Here is a 15,065-nt window from a genome sequence, read left to right as displayed (position 1 = left end):
AATTCAGACCGGCAAACTGGTAGTCGACTTGATCTCCGACAACGCCACGATCGAGTTGACCTCCTGAATCCCCGGCACCATCGACAGCTTCTCGAAGAAGAAGCGCTCGTACGCCTCTATGTCCGCCGTGACAATCCGCAGCAGAAAATCCACCGCCCCCATCAGCACGTAACACTCCAGCACCTCCGGAAAGCCGCGAATCGCCTCGGTGAATTCGGTGAAGTTCGAACGCCCGTGGGCATTGAGTTTCACTTCCGCGAAGATCTGCGTGTTCAGGCCGATTTTCTTGCGGTCGAGCAGGGTCACCTGGCCGCGAATGATGCCCTCCTCCTTCATCCGCTGGATCCGCCGCCAGCAAGGCGATTGCGAAAGACCTACCTGCTCGGCGATCTGCGCACTGGAAAGCGAAGCGTCCTCTTGCAGCAAGGCGAGGATCTTGCGGTCGTAGCTGTCCAGTTCGCTCTGCATAAAAAAACCTTTAATCTCTCAATATGTGAATTGATTAAGTCTGCATTCCTGCCATTTTGCCAATCATAGAGAAGAAATACCCGACACAGGATGTAAATATTTCTCCAGTATTTCTGGAGCCTGACCATGCCGTATCTCGAAGCCGTGAACACCTCACCTGCCCGCGCCGATGTCTGGAACGTCAGCAATGCCCATTGCCGTGTTCACTATCAAATGCGGGCCGAGGCCGAACCGGACCTGCTGTGTCGCGCCCTCAATCTGTTTGCCTTGCAATTGCTCACGCCGGAACAGGTCAACGTGCAGCGCCAGGAAGACTGGCTGACCATCGAGATCGTCATCGACGGTTTGAGCTGGCACCGCGCGCAAGTGATAGCGGAAAAACTTCGTAACCTGATCTGCGTCTGCTCAGTAGAGCTGCAAGCAGCTGACTCTGCCTGGGCCGAAACGATACAGGCGGCGGGCTGAAAAACGCCGAAACGGCTTCGTCGGGTAGTGGCCCAGCGGTCAGCCGGGCCACGGCTATCCTTTGCGCACTGTCGTTCAAAAGGAGCCCGCATGTCCGTACAACTCGCCTTTCAGGACCGCTGGCTGGATCTCAATGATGTGCTGCGCGAACTGGTCGCGCAGGGCTTTATCAGCCAGGATTCGGCCGAACACGCGCTCAATGCCCGCCGCCGCAACGCTACCCATGGCCAAATGCATCCGCTGGAGTTCATTGCCAGCCAACAGTTGGGCGACCTCAGCCGCCCCGGCAAACTGCTGGACCTGGAAAGCCTGACCCTGTGGCTATCCCGGCAGGCCGGACAGCCTTATCTGCGGATCGATCCGTTGAAAATTAACGTCGCGGCCGTGACCCCGCTGATGTCCTATGCCTTCGCACAGCGTCACAAGATCCTCGCGGTAGCGATCGACCGTGATGCGGTGACCGTGGCCAGCGCCCAGCCTTATGTCAGCGGCTGGGAGGCCGACCTGACCCACGTGCTCAAATTGCCGATCAAGCGCGTGGTGGCCAACCCGGTGGACATCCAGCGCTTCAGCGTCGAATTTTTCCGTCTGGCCAAATCGGTCACCGGGGCCAACAGCGCCGACCCGCACGTCAGTACCCTCGGCAATTTCGAACAGTTGCTCAACCTCGGCGCCAGCGACCAGGAGCCGGACGCCAACGATGCCCACATCGTCAACATCGTCGACTGGCTGTTCCAGTACGCGTTCCAGCAACGCGCCAGCGACATCCACATCGAGCCCCGTCGCGAGCAAGGCACGGTGCGCTTTCGCATCGACGGCGTGCTGCACAACGTCTATCAATTCCCGCCCCAGGTCACCATGGCCATCGTCAGTCGCCTGAAAACCCTGGGGCGCATGAACGTCGCGGAGAAACGCAAACCCCAGGACGGCCGGGTGAAAACCAAGACCCCGGACGGCGGCGAAGTTGAATTGCGCTTGTCGACACTGCCCACCGCCTTCGGCGAAAAAATGGTCATGCGGATCTTCGACCCGGACGTCCTGCTCAAGGATTTCGACCAGCTCGGTTTCTCCACCGACGACCTGCGCCGCTGGCAGGACATGACCCGCCAGCCCCACGGCATCATCCTCGTCACCGGGCCGACGGGGTCGGGCAAGACCACCACCCTCTACACCACCCTGAAAAAACTGGCGACGCCGGAGGTCAACCTCTGCACCATCGAAGACCCGATTGAAATGGTCGAGCCGGCCTTCAACCAGATGCAGGTCCAGCACAACATCGACCTGACCTTCGCCGCCGGCGTGCGTGCGCTGATGCGACAAGACCCGGACATCATCATGATCGGCGAGATCCGCGACCTCGAAACCGCGGAGATGGCGATCCAGGCGGCGCTCACCGGGCACCTGGTGCTGTCGACCCTGCACACCAACGATGCGCCCGGCGCCATCAGCCGCATGCTGGAACTTGGCGTGCCGCATTACCTGATCAAGGCCACGGTGCTTGGCGTCATGGCCCAGCGACTGGTGCGAACCCTGTGCCCGCACTGCAAGGCGCCACTGGCACTGGGCGAAGACGATTGGCAAACCCTGACCCGCCCCTGGCAGGCCCCGCTGCCAGGCAATGCCCAGCGTGCCGTCGGTTGCGTGGAATGTCGCGACACCGGTTATCGCGGCCGTGCCGGGGTCTACGAAATCATGCAACTCAGTGATGGCATCAAGGCGTTGATCAGTCCCGATACCGATCTGCTGGCCGTGCGACGCCAGGCATTCAAGGAAGGCATGCGCAGCCTGCGGCTGTCGGGGGCGCAAAAGGTCGCCGCCGGGCTGACGACCATCGAGGAGGTTCTGCGCGTGACGCCCCAGAGCGAGCAGAACTGAGCCCGGCTGTTCTTATCCGCCCTCGGCACCGCTACACTCCAACGATTGCTACTCCACAGATCCACACATCAACAAGGAATCGTTATGCAGATCGGTAGTGTGCTTTTGCTTTTTGTCGGCCTGGTGGTCGCCATTCTGTTCATGGGCTTCAAGGTCGTGCCCCAGGGTTTTGAATGGACCGTCGAGCGTTTCGGGCGCTACACCAACACGCTCAAGCCGGGGCTGAACGTCATCGTTCCGGTGATGGACCGCATCGGGCGCAAGATGAATGTGATGGAAAGCGTGCTGGATATTCCACCACAGGAAGTCATCACCGCTGACAATGCCACGGTGCAAATCGACGCCGTGTGCTTCTTCCAGGTGGTCAACACGGCCCAGGCTGCCTACGAGGTGAACAACCTCGAGCACGCCATTCGTAACCTGTTGCAAACCAACATCCGCACGGTGCTCGGCTCGATGGAGCTCGACGCCATGCTCAGCCAGCGCGACGGCATCAACGAAAAACTGCTGCGCACCGTCGATGAAGCGACCGCGCCGTGGGGCATCAAGATCACCCGGATCGAGATCAAGGACATCAGCCCACCCGCCGACCTGATGGCGGCGATGAGTGGGCAGATGAAAGCCGAACGGATCAAGCGTGCACAGATCCTCGAGGCCGAAGGCCTGCGTGCCGCAGCGATCCTGACCGCCGAAGGCAAGAAGCAGGCGCAGATCCTCGAAGCCGAAGGCAGCCGGCAGGCCGCCTTCCTGGAGTCCGAAGCCCGCGAGCGGCAAGCCGCGGCAGAAGCCCAGGCCACCAAGGTGGTGTCCGAAGCGATCGCCAGCGGTAACGTGCAAGCGGTCAACTACTTCGTGGCGCAGAAGTACATCGACGCGCTGGGCAAGCTGGCTTCGGCCAACAACAGCAAAGTGATCCTGATGCCGCTGGAGGCCAGTTCGATGATCGGCGCGGTGGGCGGCATTGGCGAAATCGTCAAAGCCACTTTCGATAACAAGAAAGCCTGAGGCCCGCCATGTGGGCATTTTTGCAGCATCTTTCGTTCTGGGACTGGTTGGCGCTGGGCACGGTGCTGTTGATTCTTGAGGTGTTCGGTGCTGGCGGCTACCTGCTGTGGATCGGTATGGCAGCGGCTACCGTGGGCGTCTTGACCTTCTTCCTGCCGGGTCTGTCGTGGGAATGGCAATTTCTGTTGTTCGGCCTGCTGTCGATCGCCACCGCCTTGTACTGGTGGCGGCGTCAGCGCACGGCGACTCGCCTGAGCGATCAGCCGCACCTGAACCAGCGTGGTCAGGAACTGATCGGCAAGACCTTCGTGGTGCATGAAGCAATTGTCGACGGTCGCGGCAAAATCAAGGTGGCCGACGGCGTGTGGATGGCCCGCGGGCCGGACGTTGCCATTGGCAGCCGCGTGCGGGTGGTCGGCCAGCAAGGCGCAATCCTGTTGGTCGAAGCGGCGGAATAGGCAGCCACGGAACTCGATTGGGGGTTGGCAATCCAACCGCGTAGTCAACCCAGTGGAGTCACCCTGTCATGCGTTTCAAACTTGCTGTCGCTACCGTCGCGCTGTTGTCCCTGCCTGTCGGTTCGGCGATGGCCGATACTTTTTGGCGTAACGTTCTTACGTCCGGTGCAACCACCGGTTCGAGCTATCTGACATCCAAGGATCACAAACTGGTCGTCGCGGCCCAGGACGATGCCAGCAGCTTCGTCGCCAGCGACGGCAGCATCCGCGGTCCGTACCTGGAAGCGGCCATGCAGAAAGTCCGCGCCGACAACCCGGGCCTGCAAGCCACGGACATGGAGTTGGCGAATGCGATCCTGGCGAAGAATGCCGTGGCGTCTGAATAAGCGTTGCGAATGAAAAATGCCGCTCACATGAGCGGCATTTTTTTTGCCCGACGAACACAAATCCCATGTTCACCGGGCCCCACCTGTGGGAGCGAGCTTGCTCGCGATAGCGGTGGATCAGTAAAAGCTTCATTGACTGTCACACCGCAATCGCGAGCAAGCTCGCTCCCACAGGGGTTATGTGCAGCCTGAAATGTCAGCGGTAGTCATCCACCGGCACACACGCGCAAAACAGGTTCCGGTCCCCATACACATTGTCCACCCGGTTCACCACCGGCCAGTATTTGTGAGCCTTGGTATGCGCGTCCGGCGTGACGGCTTGCTCGATACTGTACGGCCGCTCCCAAACGCCGGTGATATCGGCCAGCGTATGCGGCGCACCTTTCAACGGGTTTTCCTCCGCCGGCCAGTTACCGTTCTGCACCTCGTTGATTTCCGCGCGGATGCTCAGCATTGCGCCGATAAACCTGTCCAGCTCCGCCTTCGATTCGCTTTCGGTCGGTTCGACCATCAGCGTCCCCGGCACCGGGAACGACATGGTCGGGGCATGGAAGCCGTAGTCCATCAGGCGCTTGGCGACGTCCTCTTCGGTGATACCGGTCAATGCCTTGAGCGGTCGCAGGTCGAGGATGCATTCGTGGGCCACCCGTTCGTTGCGTCCGGTGTACAGCACCGGAAAGGCACCGGACAAATGCCGCGCCAGGTAATTCGCAGCCAGGATCGCCACTTCGCTGGCGTCCGCCAGTTGCGGCCCCATCATGGCGATGTACATCCAGCTGATCGGCAGAATGCTTGCGCTGCCCCAGGGCGCCGCGCTGACGGCGCCGTTTTGCGGCTGCGGCCCGTCGATCGGCACCACCGGATGGTTGGCCACGAAGGGCGCCAGATGTGCCCGAACACCAATCGGCCCCATGCCCGGACCGCCGCCACCATGGGGAATGCAGAAGGTCTTGTGCAGGTTCATGTGCGAGACATCGGCGCCAATATCCGCCGGCCGCGCCAGCCCGACCTGGGCGTTTAGGTTGGCGCCATCCATGTACACCTGACCGCCGTGATGGTGGATCACTTCACAGATTTCGCTGATGCCTTCCTCATACACGCCATGGGTCGAAGGATAGGTCGCCATCAGGCAGGCGAGTTTGTCGGCGGCCTGCGCGGCTTTCTCCTTGAGGTCGTCCAGGTCGACGTTGCCCGCCTCGTCACATTCGACGATCACCACGCGCATCCCGGCCATTTGCGCCGACGCGGGATTGGTGCCGTGTGCCGACGAAGGAATCAGGCAGATATCGCGGCCGCCCTGCTGCCGGCTCTCATGATATTTGCGGATCGCCAGCAGCCCGGCGTACTCGCCTTGGGCACCGGAGTTGGGCTGCATGCAGATGGCATCGAAACCGGTGATCGCGCACAGCCAGCGCTCCAGCTCCTCGATCATCAGCCCGTACCCGGCGGCCTGCTCTTTCGGCACGAACGGGTGCAGGTTGGCGAACTGCGGCCAGGTGATCGGGATCATCTCGCTGGTGGCGTTGAGTTTCATGGTGCAGGAGCCCAGCGGGATCATCGATTGATTGAGCGCCAGGTCCTTGTTTTCCAGTTGCTTGAGGTAGCGCAGCATCTCGGTTTCGCTGTGATGGGCGCTGAACACCGGATGACGCAGATAAGGTGAGGTTCGCACCAACCCTTGGGGAATTCCGCCAGGCAGGACTTCGGCATCCAGGTCCTCGATACTGAGCCCGTGATCGGCTCCCAGAAACACGTCGAACAGCCTCTCCACGGTGGTTTCGTCGCAGGCCTCGTCGAGGCTCAAACCCAGTTGGCCGCGCCCGAGAATGCGCAGGTTGATCTGCGCGGCCCGGGCACTGTCGATGATCGCGGTCTGGGTTCCGCCGACTTCCAGCGTCAGCGTGTCGAAGAAGTGCCGGTTGACCCGGGTGATGCCCTTGCGCTCGAGCCCGGCGGCCAGGATGCAGGTCAGCCGGTGAACCCGCTGGGCGATCCGCTTGAGCCCTTCCGGGCCGTGGTAGACCGCATAGAAGCTGGCGATATTGGCCAGCAGCACCTGGGCCGTGCAGATGTTGGAGTTGGCCTTCTCCCGGCGGATATGTTGCTCGCGGGTTTGCAGGGCCATGCGCAGGGCGGTGTTGCCCCGCGCATCTTTCGAAACACCGATGATCCGTCCGGGAATCGCTCGCTTGTACTCATCGCGGCTGGCAAAGAATGCCGCATGCGGCCCGCCGTAGCCCATGGGCACGCCAAATCGCTGGGACGAGCCGAACACCACATCGGCGCCCAGTTCACCCGGCGGGGTCAGCAACAACAGGCTCAGCAAATCCGTGGCGACACAGGCCAGGGCCTGTTGCGCGTGCAGGTGATCGATCAGCGGCCGCAGGTCGTGGATCTCGCCGTGGGTGTCAGGGTATTGCAGCAGCGCGCCGAACACTTGGTGCTGCTTCAAGTTATCCACAGCGTCGACGATCAGCTCGAAGCCGAAACCTTCGGCGCGGGTCTGCACTACGGAAATGGTTTGCGGATGGCAGTTTTCGTCGACAAAGAACAGATTGCTTTTGGACTTGGCGACGCGCTTGGCCAGGGCCATGGCTTCCGCCGCGGCGGTGGCCTCATCCAGCAGCGAGGCGTTGGCCAACTCCAGGCCGGTCAGGTCGATGGTCAATTGCTGGAAGTTCAGCAGCGCTTCGAGTCGCCCTTGGGCGATCTCCGGTTGATAGGGTGTGTACGCGGTGTACCAGCCGGGATTTTCCAGCACGTTACGCAGAATGACCGCTGGCGTGAGGGTACCGTGGTAGCCCATGCCGATCAGGCTGGTCCAGACCTGGTTCTGCTCGGCATAACCGCGCAGCTTGGCCAGCGCAGCCTCCTCATCGAGTGCCGGGGGCAGGTCCAGCGCCCGGTTGAGGCGGATGCCCGGCGGCACCGTTTGCTCGATCAATTCGACCCGGCTGCCCAGGCCGAGGCTGTCGAGCATCGCCTGTTGCTCGGCGGCATCAGGACCGAGGTGGCGGCGCAGAAAGGCATTGGGGTCGCGTAACTGGCTCAGGGACGGCAACTGGGACATGACGGGCTCTCTCTTGACTGGCGCTCAGCGTCGATGCAACACGGTCAAACCAGCATAGCAGTCGATCTCCGCGTGGATGGCGTGGCATCGTCGGCCAATCCGGCTCATCATGTCCGGCGCCTCCCTAATGTCCGCTGATCGGGTGACCCGTATCCATGAGCCAACTGCCGTTCCTGCCGTTTTCCAAACCCACCATCGATGAAGCCACGATCGCCGCTGTCGGTGACGTATTGCGCTCGGGCTGGATTACCAGCGGCCCCAAGGTCCAGGCCTTCGAAGCGCAACTCTCGGAGTATTTTGGCGGGCGCCCGGTGCGCACCTTCAATTCCGGTACCTGCACCATGGAAATCGCCTTGCGTATTGCCGGGGTCGGGCCGGGCGATGAAGTGATCACCGCGCCGATTTCCTGGGTGGCCACCGCCAACGTCATCCTGGAGGTCGGCGCCACCCCGGTGTTTGCCGACATCGACCCGGTGACGCGCAATATCGATCTGGATCAACTGGAAGCGGCGATCACTCCACGCACCAAGGCCGTCATCCCGGTGTACCTCGCCGGATTGCCCGTGGACATGACGCGTCTGTACGCACTGGCGAAGAAGCACAGCCTGCGAATCGTCGAGGATGCGGCCCAGGCATTGGGCTCCAGCTGGAACGGCCAGCGCATTGGCTCGACCGGTGATTTCGTGTCTTTCAGTTTTCAGGCGAACAAGAACGTCACCTCCTCAGAAGGCGGTTGCCTGGTGCTGAATACGCCCGAAGAAGTACGACTGGCCGAGAAATACCGGCTGCAGGGCGTTACCCGCAACGGCTTCGACGGCCTGGACGTCGACGTGCTGGGTGGCAAATTCAACATGACCGACGTCGCCGCGGCCATTGGCCTGGGGCAATTTGCTCATATCGAAGCCATCACCGCTCATCGCCGTGAGCTGGCCCGGCACTATTTCGCCTGCTTTGGCGCGGATTTCGAAGCGCAGTACGGCGCGCATTTGCCTCCGGCGGATTTCACCCACAGCAACTGGCATTTATTCCAGCTGGTATTGCCGGAACGTACGGATGACAAACCGGCACGGGCGACTTTCATGGAGCAGATGCAGGCTTTGGGTGTCGGGATCGGCTATCACTACCCGCCGATTCACCTGTTGAGCCTTTACCGCGAGCGCGGTTTCAAGGAGGGCATGTTCCCGATCGCCGAGCGGATCGGTCGGCTGATTGTCTCGCTGCCGATGTTCACCGCGATGAGCAAAGCGGATGTCGAGCGTTCGGTGGCGGCGGTGAAAGCAGTACTCAAGCCTTGATCCACCCTTGTAGGAGCCGGCTTGCCGGCGATGGCGATTTAGAGGACGCCATCGCCGGCAAGCCGGCTCCTACAGGGGCGAGCATTACTCGCCGATGGCGGCCTTGTAGCCGGCGGCATCCAGCAGTTTTTCCAGATCGGCGGTGTTGCTTGGCTTGAGCTTGAAGATCCACGCGCCGTACGGATCGGAGTTGAGCAGCTCAGGCTCAGCACTCAGCGCTTCGTTGACCGCGATCACTTCACCGGCAATCGGGGAGTAGATATCAGAAGCGGCTTTGACCGATTCAACGACACCCGACTGATCACCGGCAGCAAACACGTTGCCAACTTCGGTCAGTTCGACGAACACCACATCACCCAGCGCTTCCTGCGCGTGATCGCTGATGCCCACGGTGACGGTGCCATCGGCTTCCAGACGTGCCCATTCGTGACTTTCGGCAAAACGCAGGTCGGCAGGGATATTGCTCATGTTCTGTGTCCTCAGGAAATTGTCAGCGGTCGTTAACCGCTGGAAAAGATTAGATCAAGGTTTTGCCGTGGCGCACGAAGGTCGGTTTGACCACCCGGACCGGGTACCACTTGCCACGAATTTCCACTTCAGCGCGGTCGGCAGTTGCCATCGGCACGCGCGCCAGTGCTATCGACTTGCTAAGCGTAGGAGAGAAACTACCACTGGTGATCTCCCCTTCGCCAACATCGGCGATGCGGACCACCTGATGAGCGCGTAAAACACCGCGCTCCTCAAGGACCAGACCGACCAGTTTGTGCTGTATACCCGCGGCTTGCTCGGCTTCCAGGGCCTTGCGCCCGATGAACTGCCGGGTGGCAGGTTCCCAGGCGATGGTCCAGGCCATATTGGAGGCCAGGGGTGAAACATCCTGCTGGATGTCCTGACCGTAAAGGTTCATGCCGGCTTCGACCCGCAAGGTATCCCGCGCGCCAAGACCGATGGGAGAAATCCCGGCACCGACCAGATCGTTGAAGAACCCGGGCGCCTGATTCGCCGGCAGAATGATTTCCAGGCCGTCTTCGCCGGTATAACCGGTGCGCGCGATGAACCAGTCACCATCGGGCAGGCCTTCGAAGGGCTTGAGGAGCTGGATCAGGTTGCCGCGGGACTGGTTGACCAGCTCGGCAATTTTTTGTCGGGCGTGAGGACCCTGAATGGCCAGCATCGCCAACTCGGAGCGCTCGCGAAGCTGCACGTCGAAACCGTCGAGATGCGCTTGCATCCAGGCCATGTCCTGATCGCGGGTGGAGGCGTTGACCACCAGGCGATAGCCCTCGTCGAGACGGTAGACGATCATGTCGTCGACGATACCGCCCTGCTCGTTGAGCATGGTGCTGTACAACGCACGGCCGGGGCTGTGCAGGCGTTCGACATCATTGGCCAGCAAATGCTGAAGCCAGGCTTTGGCCTGGGAGCCGTCGACGTCGATAACGGTCATGTGGGATACATCGAAGACACCGCAATCGCGGCGCACCTGATGGTGTTCCTCGACCTGCGATCCATAATGCAGAGGCATGTCCCAACCGCCAAAATCGACCATCTTTGCGCCGAGCGCGAGATGAAGGTCATACAGAGGCGTACGCTGTCCCATGGGTTTCTCCTTCCGGGCGTGGCGAAGGTGCGGGCAAGTGCTGCACGGACTGAATGCCTTGAAACAAAGGGCCTTTAGCCGATTTCAGCTACCTGGTCTGTCAGACGGACCGCACCGAATGCCGCGCATTGTAGCCGCAAGGTGTAGGACTGACACCTAGCTGTTTCGATGCGCTGAGCGTCGGATCAATCCGATGACCGGCAGCAGCCCGACCAGCACCAGCGTCAACGCTGGCAAAGATGCCCTCGCCCACTCTCCTTCGCTGGTCATTTCAAAGATCCGCACCGCCAGCGTGTCCCAGCCAAACGGGCGCATCAGCAGGGTCGCGGGCATTTCCTTGAGCACATCGACGAACACCAGCAGTGCCGCGCTCAAGGTGCCGGGCAACAACAACGGTAGATACACTTTGAAAAACAGTCGTGGCCCACTGACGCCAAGGCTACGTGCCGCTTCGGGCAAAGATGGCCGTATACGCGCCAGGCTGCTTTCCAGTGGTCCGTAGGCCACCGCAATGAAGCGCACCAGATAGGCCAGCAACAACGCTGACAGACTGCCCAGCAGCAGCGGCTTGCCCGCGCCACCGAGCCAGCTCGAGAGCGGGATCACCAGCTCGCGATCCAGGTAACTGAACGCCAGCATGATCGATACCGCCAGCACCGAGCCCGGCAAGGCGTAACCCAGGTTGGCCAGACTGACCCCGGAACGAATGACCCGGGTGGGCGCCAGGCGTCGGGCAAACGCCAGCAACAAGGCGACGCTGACGGTGATCAACGCCGCCATCGCCCCCAGGTACAAGGTATGGACGATCAACCCGGTGTAGCGCTCGTCGAGATCGAAGCGCCCGCGCTGCCAGAACCACACCGCCAATTGCAGCATCGGGATAACAAAAGCGCAGGCAAACACCAGACCGCACCAGGTCGAAGCCGCCAGCGCCTTGAAGCCTCGCAGGTGATACAGCGCCTTGGCCCGTGGCCGCTCGTTGGCCGCCCGGTTGGCCCCGCGAGCACGCCGCTCGCCGTAGAGCACGAGCATCACCACCAACAGCAACAAGCTGGCCAGTTGCGCGGCGGAAGACAGGCTGAAAAAGCCGTACCAGGTCTTGTAGATGGCCGTGGTGAAGGTATCGAAGTTGAACACCGACACGGCGCCGAAATCCGCCAGGGTTTCCATCAGCGCCAATGCCACGCCCGCACCGATGGCCGGCCGCGCCATGGGCAATGCCACGCGCCAGAACGCTTGCCAGGGCGATTGACCCAGGACCCGCGCCGCTTCCATCAGGCCTTTGCCCTGGGCGAGGAAGGCAGTGCGGGCCAGCAGATACACATAGGGATAGAAAACCAGCACCAGCACTACTATCACCCCGCCCGTGGAGCGCACGCGCGGCAGCCGCAGACCGCTGCCGAACCATTCGCGCAGCAGGGTTTGAACGGGCCCGGCAAAATCCAGCAGGCCGACGAAGACGAAGGCCAGTACATAGGCCGGAATCGCGAAAGGCAGCATCAATGCCCAGTCCAGCCAGCGCCGGCCGGGGAATTCGCAAAGGCTGGTCAGCCAGGCAAGGCTGACACCCAGCAGGGTGACACCCACAGCAACGCCGAGCACCAGCGTCAGCGTGTTGCCCAGCAAGCGCGGCATCTGCGTGTCCCACAGGTGGGACCAGATTTGAACGTCGATGGTTTGCCAGGAAAGCAGCAGGACGCTCAGGGGCAACAGGACCAGCGCAGCGATGGCGAAGACGACGGGATACCAGCGGCGTTGGGCGGGGTGGGCCAAGGAAAAGCTCTCTGGATAAATCAACGAAATGTACGTGAAACGCGAAAAGATCGCAGCCTTCGGCAGCTCCTACATCGGGTTGGTGATCACCCTGTAGGCGCTGCCGAAGGCTGCGATCTTTTGCTCTTTAAACCAGCAGGCTCAGTTCCAGCCAGCCTTGTCCATCAGACGAATCGCCTCAGCCTGGCGCTTGCCGGCAATTTCCACAGGCAAGGTATCAGCGATGAACTTGCCCCATGCGGCGACTTCAGCCGATGGCTGCACGGCCGGGTTGGCCGGGAACTCCTGGTTCACGTCGGCAAAGATCTTCTGCGCTTCAGGCGTGGTCATCCACTCCACCAGGGCCTTGGCCGCTTCCGGGTGTGGTGCGTGTTGGGTCAGGCCGATACCCGACAGGTTGATGTGTACGCCACGGTCGGCCTGGTTCGGCCAGAACAGCTTCACCGGCAGATCCGGCTTCTGCTTGTGCAGACGGCCGTAGTAGTAGGTGTTGACGATGCCGACATCGCACTGGCCGGCATTGATCGCTTCGAGCACGGCGGTGTCGTCGGAGAACACGTCAGTGGACAGGTTCTTGACCCAGCCCTTGAGGATTTCCTCGGTCTTGTCGGCGCCGTGCACTTCGATCATGGTCGCGGTCAGGGACTGGTTGTAGACCTTCTTCGCCGTACGCAGGCACAGGCGGCCTTCCCATTGCTTGTCGGCCAGTGCTTCGTAGGTGGTCAGTTCGCCCGGCTTCACGCGATCAGTGGAGTAGGCAATGGTCCGCGCCCGCAGGCTCAAGCCGGTCCAGGCGTGGGAGGCGGCCCGGTACTGCAGCGGAATGTTGGCGTCGATGGTTTTCGAGGTGAACGGCTGGAGGATGCCCATCTGCTCGGCTTGCCAGAGGTTGCCGGCATCGACGGTCAGCAGCAGGTCGGCCGGCGTATTCGCGCCCTCGGCCTTGAGCCGCTGCATCAGCGGCGCTTCCTTGTCGGTGATGAACTTCACTTTCACGCCGGTCTTGGCTGTGTAGGCATCGAATACTGGCTTGATCAGCTCGTCGATACGCGAGGAATAGACCACCACCTCGTCAGCGGCCTGGGCGGCGGTGCTGCCAATCAGGGTCAGGGCCAGTGCAGTCAGTAGACGCTTCGGTGCCAACATGGGAGCGGTCTCTCGATTGAAAAATGAGGTCAAATGATAAGGACTCACATTTAGCTTCTCAATCGAAGCTGTTCGCGGAGGAGTTACCGGATGTTGCGCCGCCTGGAATTTGTGGTGCTTGTGCTGACGCCTTCGCGGGCAAGCCCGCTCCCACAGGTTTTTTGGTGTACACAAATTTGATGTTTCACACCGGCCACTGTGGGAGCGGGCTTGCCCGCGAAGAGGCCAGCAGCCTCAACGCAGAAATCAGGGCTTGGCGAGTGCCGGCAAATCCCCGGTCAACCCCAGCGCTTCACGCACGAACAAAGCCTTGGCTTCCGGCATCTTATCAACCATTTTCAACCCGGTATTACGCAACCAGCGCACCGGCAACGGATCCGCCTGGAACAAGCGCTCGAAGCCTTCCATCGCCGCCATCAGCGCCAGGTTGTGGGGCATGCGCCGACGCTCGTAACGGCTGAGGACTTTCACATCCGCCAGGCGTTCACCACGGGTTGCCGCTTGCAGCAACACTTCGGCCAGCACGGCGGCATCGAGGAATCCGAGGTTCACGCCCTGCCCGGCCAACGGGTGAATGGTGTGGGCCGCGTCGCCGATCAACGCCAGGCCTTCAGCCACATAACGCTTGGCATGCCGCTGGCGCAGGGGCACACACAGGCGCGGGTCGGCGCTGAGCACTTCACCGAGTCGCCCCTCGAAGGCTCGCTCCAGTGCCTTGCAGAAACCCTGGTCATCCATCGCCATCAAGCGCTCGGCTTCGCCGGGTGTGGTCGACCAGACGATCGAGCACCAATCCTGTTCGCCGTCGCGCTCCAGCGGCAGAAACGCCAACGGACCGTTGTCGGTGAAGCGCTGCCAGGCCGTCATCTGGTGCGGCTTGGCGCAACGCACGCTGGTGACGATGGCATGGTGCAGATAATCCCATTCGCGGGTCGCGACCCCGGCCAAGCGCCGCACGGCCGAATTGGCGCCATCCGCGGCGATCACCAGCGGCGCGCGCAGGGTGCGGCCATCGGCCAGGGTCAGCAGCCAGTCGTCGCCGGAGCGGCGCATCTGTTCCAGCCGTGCATTGGCCAGCAAGCCCAGGTCACAGTCGTGCAGGCGCTCGAGCAAGGCATCCTGGACCACTCGGTTTTCGACGATATGCCCCAGCACCTCGGCATGCACGCTGGCCGCCGAGAAGTGGATTTGCCCGGTGCCGCTGCCATCCCAGACCTGCATGTCGGTGTAGGGGCTGCTGCGCCGCCCGGCGATGCCGTCCCAGACGCCAAGGCGTTCGAGAATCCGCTGGCTGGCAGCCGATAAGGCGCTTACGCGCGGCTCAAACGCGGCCTGAGCGTTGAAGGGTTTGACACTCATGGGGCTGCCGTCCAGCAGCAGGACTTCCAGCCCGCTGTTCTGCAACGCCAGCGCCAGGGCGCTGCCGACCATTCCGGCCCCGACAATCAGCAGATCTGCGCGCATTTCCATGCTTTAAGCCTGTCTCTCTTGCGGCTTGAGCCGCACGTAAAGGGTTTTTATCAA

13 protein-coding genes are annotated in these 15,065 nt (G+C 61.6%); 6 read left to right on the top strand and 7 right to left on the bottom strand.

What is annotated here, in order from left to right; translation table 11 throughout:
- Nucleotides 1–3 precede the first annotated feature (3 nt).
- Entirely contained in the window at nucleotides 4–468 is a 465-nt protein-coding gene (locus KW841_RS01775) for an Lrp/AsnC family transcriptional regulator (RefSeq protein WP_008015415.1), read from the bottom strand.
- A 126-nt stretch (nucleotides 469–594) separates the two neighbouring features.
- Here KW841_RS01775 and KW841_RS01770 point away from each other — a divergent pair, with 126 nt between their 5' ends.
- The 5 genes from KW841_RS01770 (at nucleotide 595) to KW841_RS01750 (ending at nucleotide 4,657) form a co-directional block, all read left to right on the top strand.
- Nucleotides 595–933, top strand: a complete 339-nt coding sequence (locus KW841_RS01770; protein ID WP_116579691.1) for a hypothetical protein — start codon at nucleotides 595–597, stop codon at nucleotides 931–933.
- A 90-nt stretch (nucleotides 934–1,023) separates the two neighbouring features.
- Complete coding sequence (locus KW841_RS01765; RefSeq protein ID WP_218473193.1) at nucleotides 1,024–2,808, top strand: GspE/PulE family protein; 1,785 nt, start codon at nucleotides 1,024–1,026, stop codon at nucleotides 2,806–2,808.
- 84 nt (nucleotides 2,809–2,892) lie between these two features.
- Nucleotides 2,893–3,813, top strand: coding sequence for an SPFH domain-containing protein (locus KW841_RS01760; RefSeq protein ID WP_007978923.1), 921 nt, complete (start codon nucleotides 2,893–2,895; stop codon nucleotides 3,811–3,813).
- 8 nt (nucleotides 3,814–3,821) lie between these two features.
- Nucleotides 3,822–4,271: an NfeD family protein gene (locus KW841_RS01755; RefSeq protein WP_218473192.1), complete on the top strand. Its 450-nt coding sequence runs from the start codon at nucleotides 3,822–3,824 to the stop codon at nucleotides 4,269–4,271.
- Nucleotides 4,272–4,339: 68 nt separating this feature from the next.
- Nucleotides 4,340–4,657 carry a DUF2388 domain-containing protein gene (locus tag KW841_RS01750; protein WP_007978921.1) on the top strand — a complete coding sequence of 106 codons (318 nt, stop codon included), beginning with the start codon at nucleotides 4,340–4,342 and terminating at the stop codon, nucleotides 4,655–4,657.
- A gap of 196 nt (nucleotides 4,658–4,853) precedes the next feature.
- On the opposite strand, the gene gcvP is transcribed toward KW841_RS01750, so the two are convergent.
- The gene (gene gcvP, locus KW841_RS01745) at nucleotides 4,854–7,727 is read right to left on the bottom strand and encodes an aminomethyl-transferring glycine dehydrogenase (protein WP_218473191.1); all 2,874 of its coding nucleotides are present in this window, start codon (nucleotides 7,725–7,727) and stop codon (nucleotides 4,854–4,856) included.
- A 155-nt stretch (nucleotides 7,728–7,882) separates the two neighbouring features.
- Here gcvP and KW841_RS01740 point away from each other — a divergent pair, with 155 nt between their 5' ends.
- On the top strand, nucleotides 7,883–9,022 hold the full coding sequence (locus KW841_RS01740; protein ID WP_218473190.1) for a DegT/DnrJ/EryC1/StrS aminotransferase family protein: 1,140 nt from the start codon (nucleotides 7,883–7,885) through the stop codon (nucleotides 9,020–9,022).
- A gap of 84 nt (nucleotides 9,023–9,106) precedes the next feature.
- On the opposite strand, the gene gcvH is transcribed toward KW841_RS01740, so the two are convergent.
- The 5 genes from gcvH to KW841_RS01715 form a co-directional block, all read right to left on the bottom strand.
- Nucleotides 9,107–9,490 (bottom strand): glycine cleavage system protein GcvH, encoded by a 384-nt coding sequence (gcvH, locus tag KW841_RS01735; protein ID WP_116579697.1) that lies wholly within the window; start codon nucleotides 9,488–9,490, stop codon nucleotides 9,107–9,109.
- A 49-nt stretch (nucleotides 9,491–9,539) separates the two neighbouring features.
- Nucleotides 9,540–10,622 (bottom strand): glycine cleavage system aminomethyltransferase GcvT, encoded by a 1,083-nt coding sequence (gene gcvT, locus KW841_RS01730; protein WP_218473189.1) that lies wholly within the window; start codon nucleotides 10,620–10,622, stop codon nucleotides 9,540–9,542.
- Nucleotides 10,623–10,778: 156 nt separating this feature from the next.
- Nucleotides 10,779–12,395 carry an iron ABC transporter permease gene (locus tag KW841_RS01725; RefSeq protein WP_218473188.1) on the bottom strand — a complete coding sequence of 539 codons (1,617 nt, stop codon included), beginning with the start codon at nucleotides 12,393–12,395 and terminating at the stop codon, nucleotides 10,779–10,781.
- A 141-nt stretch (nucleotides 12,396–12,536) separates the two neighbouring features.
- Entirely contained in the window at nucleotides 12,537–13,541 is a 1,005-nt protein-coding gene (locus tag KW841_RS01720) for an extracellular solute-binding protein (protein ID WP_218473187.1), read from the bottom strand.
- Between the two features lie 246 nt (nucleotides 13,542–13,787).
- The gene (locus KW841_RS01715) at nucleotides 13,788–15,005 is read right to left on the bottom strand and encodes a 2-octaprenyl-3-methyl-6-methoxy-1,4-benzoquinol hydroxylase (protein WP_218473499.1); all 1,218 of its coding nucleotides are present in this window, start codon (nucleotides 15,003–15,005) and stop codon (nucleotides 13,788–13,790) included.
- Nucleotides 15,006–15,065: the final 60 nt, after the last annotated feature.

Source organism: Pseudomonas sp. PDM28 (genome assembly GCF_019219115.1).
GTDB lineage: Bacteria > Pseudomonadota > Gammaproteobacteria > Pseudomonadales > Pseudomonadaceae > Aquipseudomonas > Aquipseudomonas laurylsulfatiphila.
The sequence above is the reverse complement of the archived record's forward strand: the minus strand, read 5'-3'. Positions and strand labels throughout refer to the sequence as shown.

Bases quoted from the DNA above. Each gene is read 5' to 3' on its own strand.
- gcvT (WP_218473189.1), bottom strand. From the start codon at position 10,622: ATGGGACAGCGTACGCCTCTGTATGACCTTCATCTCGCGCTCGGCGCA.
- gcvH (WP_116579697.1), bottom strand. From the start codon at position 9,490: ATGAGCAATATCCCTGCCGACCTGCGTTTTGCCGAAAGTCACGAATGG.
- KW841_RS01715 (WP_218473499.1), bottom strand. From the start codon at position 15,005: ATGCGCGCAGATCTGCTGATTGTCGGGGCCGGAATGGTCGGCAGCGCC.
- KW841_RS01760 (WP_007978923.1), top strand. From the start codon at position 2,893: ATGCAGATCGGTAGTGTGCTTTTGCTTTTTGTCGGCCTGGTGGTCGCC.
- gcvP (WP_218473191.1), bottom strand. From the start codon at position 7,727: ATGTCCCAGTTGCCGTCCCTGAGCCAGTTACGCGACCCCAATGCCTTT.
- KW841_RS01740 (WP_218473190.1), top strand. From the start codon at position 7,883: ATGAGCCAACTGCCGTTCCTGCCGTTTTCCAAACCCACCATCGATGAA.
- KW841_RS01750 (WP_007978921.1), top strand. From the start codon at position 4,340: ATGCGTTTCAAACTTGCTGTCGCTACCGTCGCGCTGTTGTCCCTGCCT.
- KW841_RS01770 (WP_116579691.1), top strand. From the start codon at position 595: ATGCCGTATCTCGAAGCCGTGAACACCTCACCTGCCCGCGCCGATGTC.
- KW841_RS01755 (WP_218473192.1), top strand. From the start codon at position 3,822: ATGTGGGCATTTTTGCAGCATCTTTCGTTCTGGGACTGGTTGGCGCTG.
- KW841_RS01775 (WP_008015415.1), bottom strand. From the start codon at position 468: ATGCAGAGCGAACTGGACAGCTACGACCGCAAGATCCTCGCCTTGCTG.
- KW841_RS01765 (WP_218473193.1), top strand. From the start codon at position 1,024: ATGTCCGTACAACTCGCCTTTCAGGACCGCTGGCTGGATCTCAATGAT.
- KW841_RS01720 (WP_218473187.1), bottom strand. From the start codon at position 13,541: ATGTTGGCACCGAAGCGTCTACTGACTGCACTGGCCCTGACCCTGATT.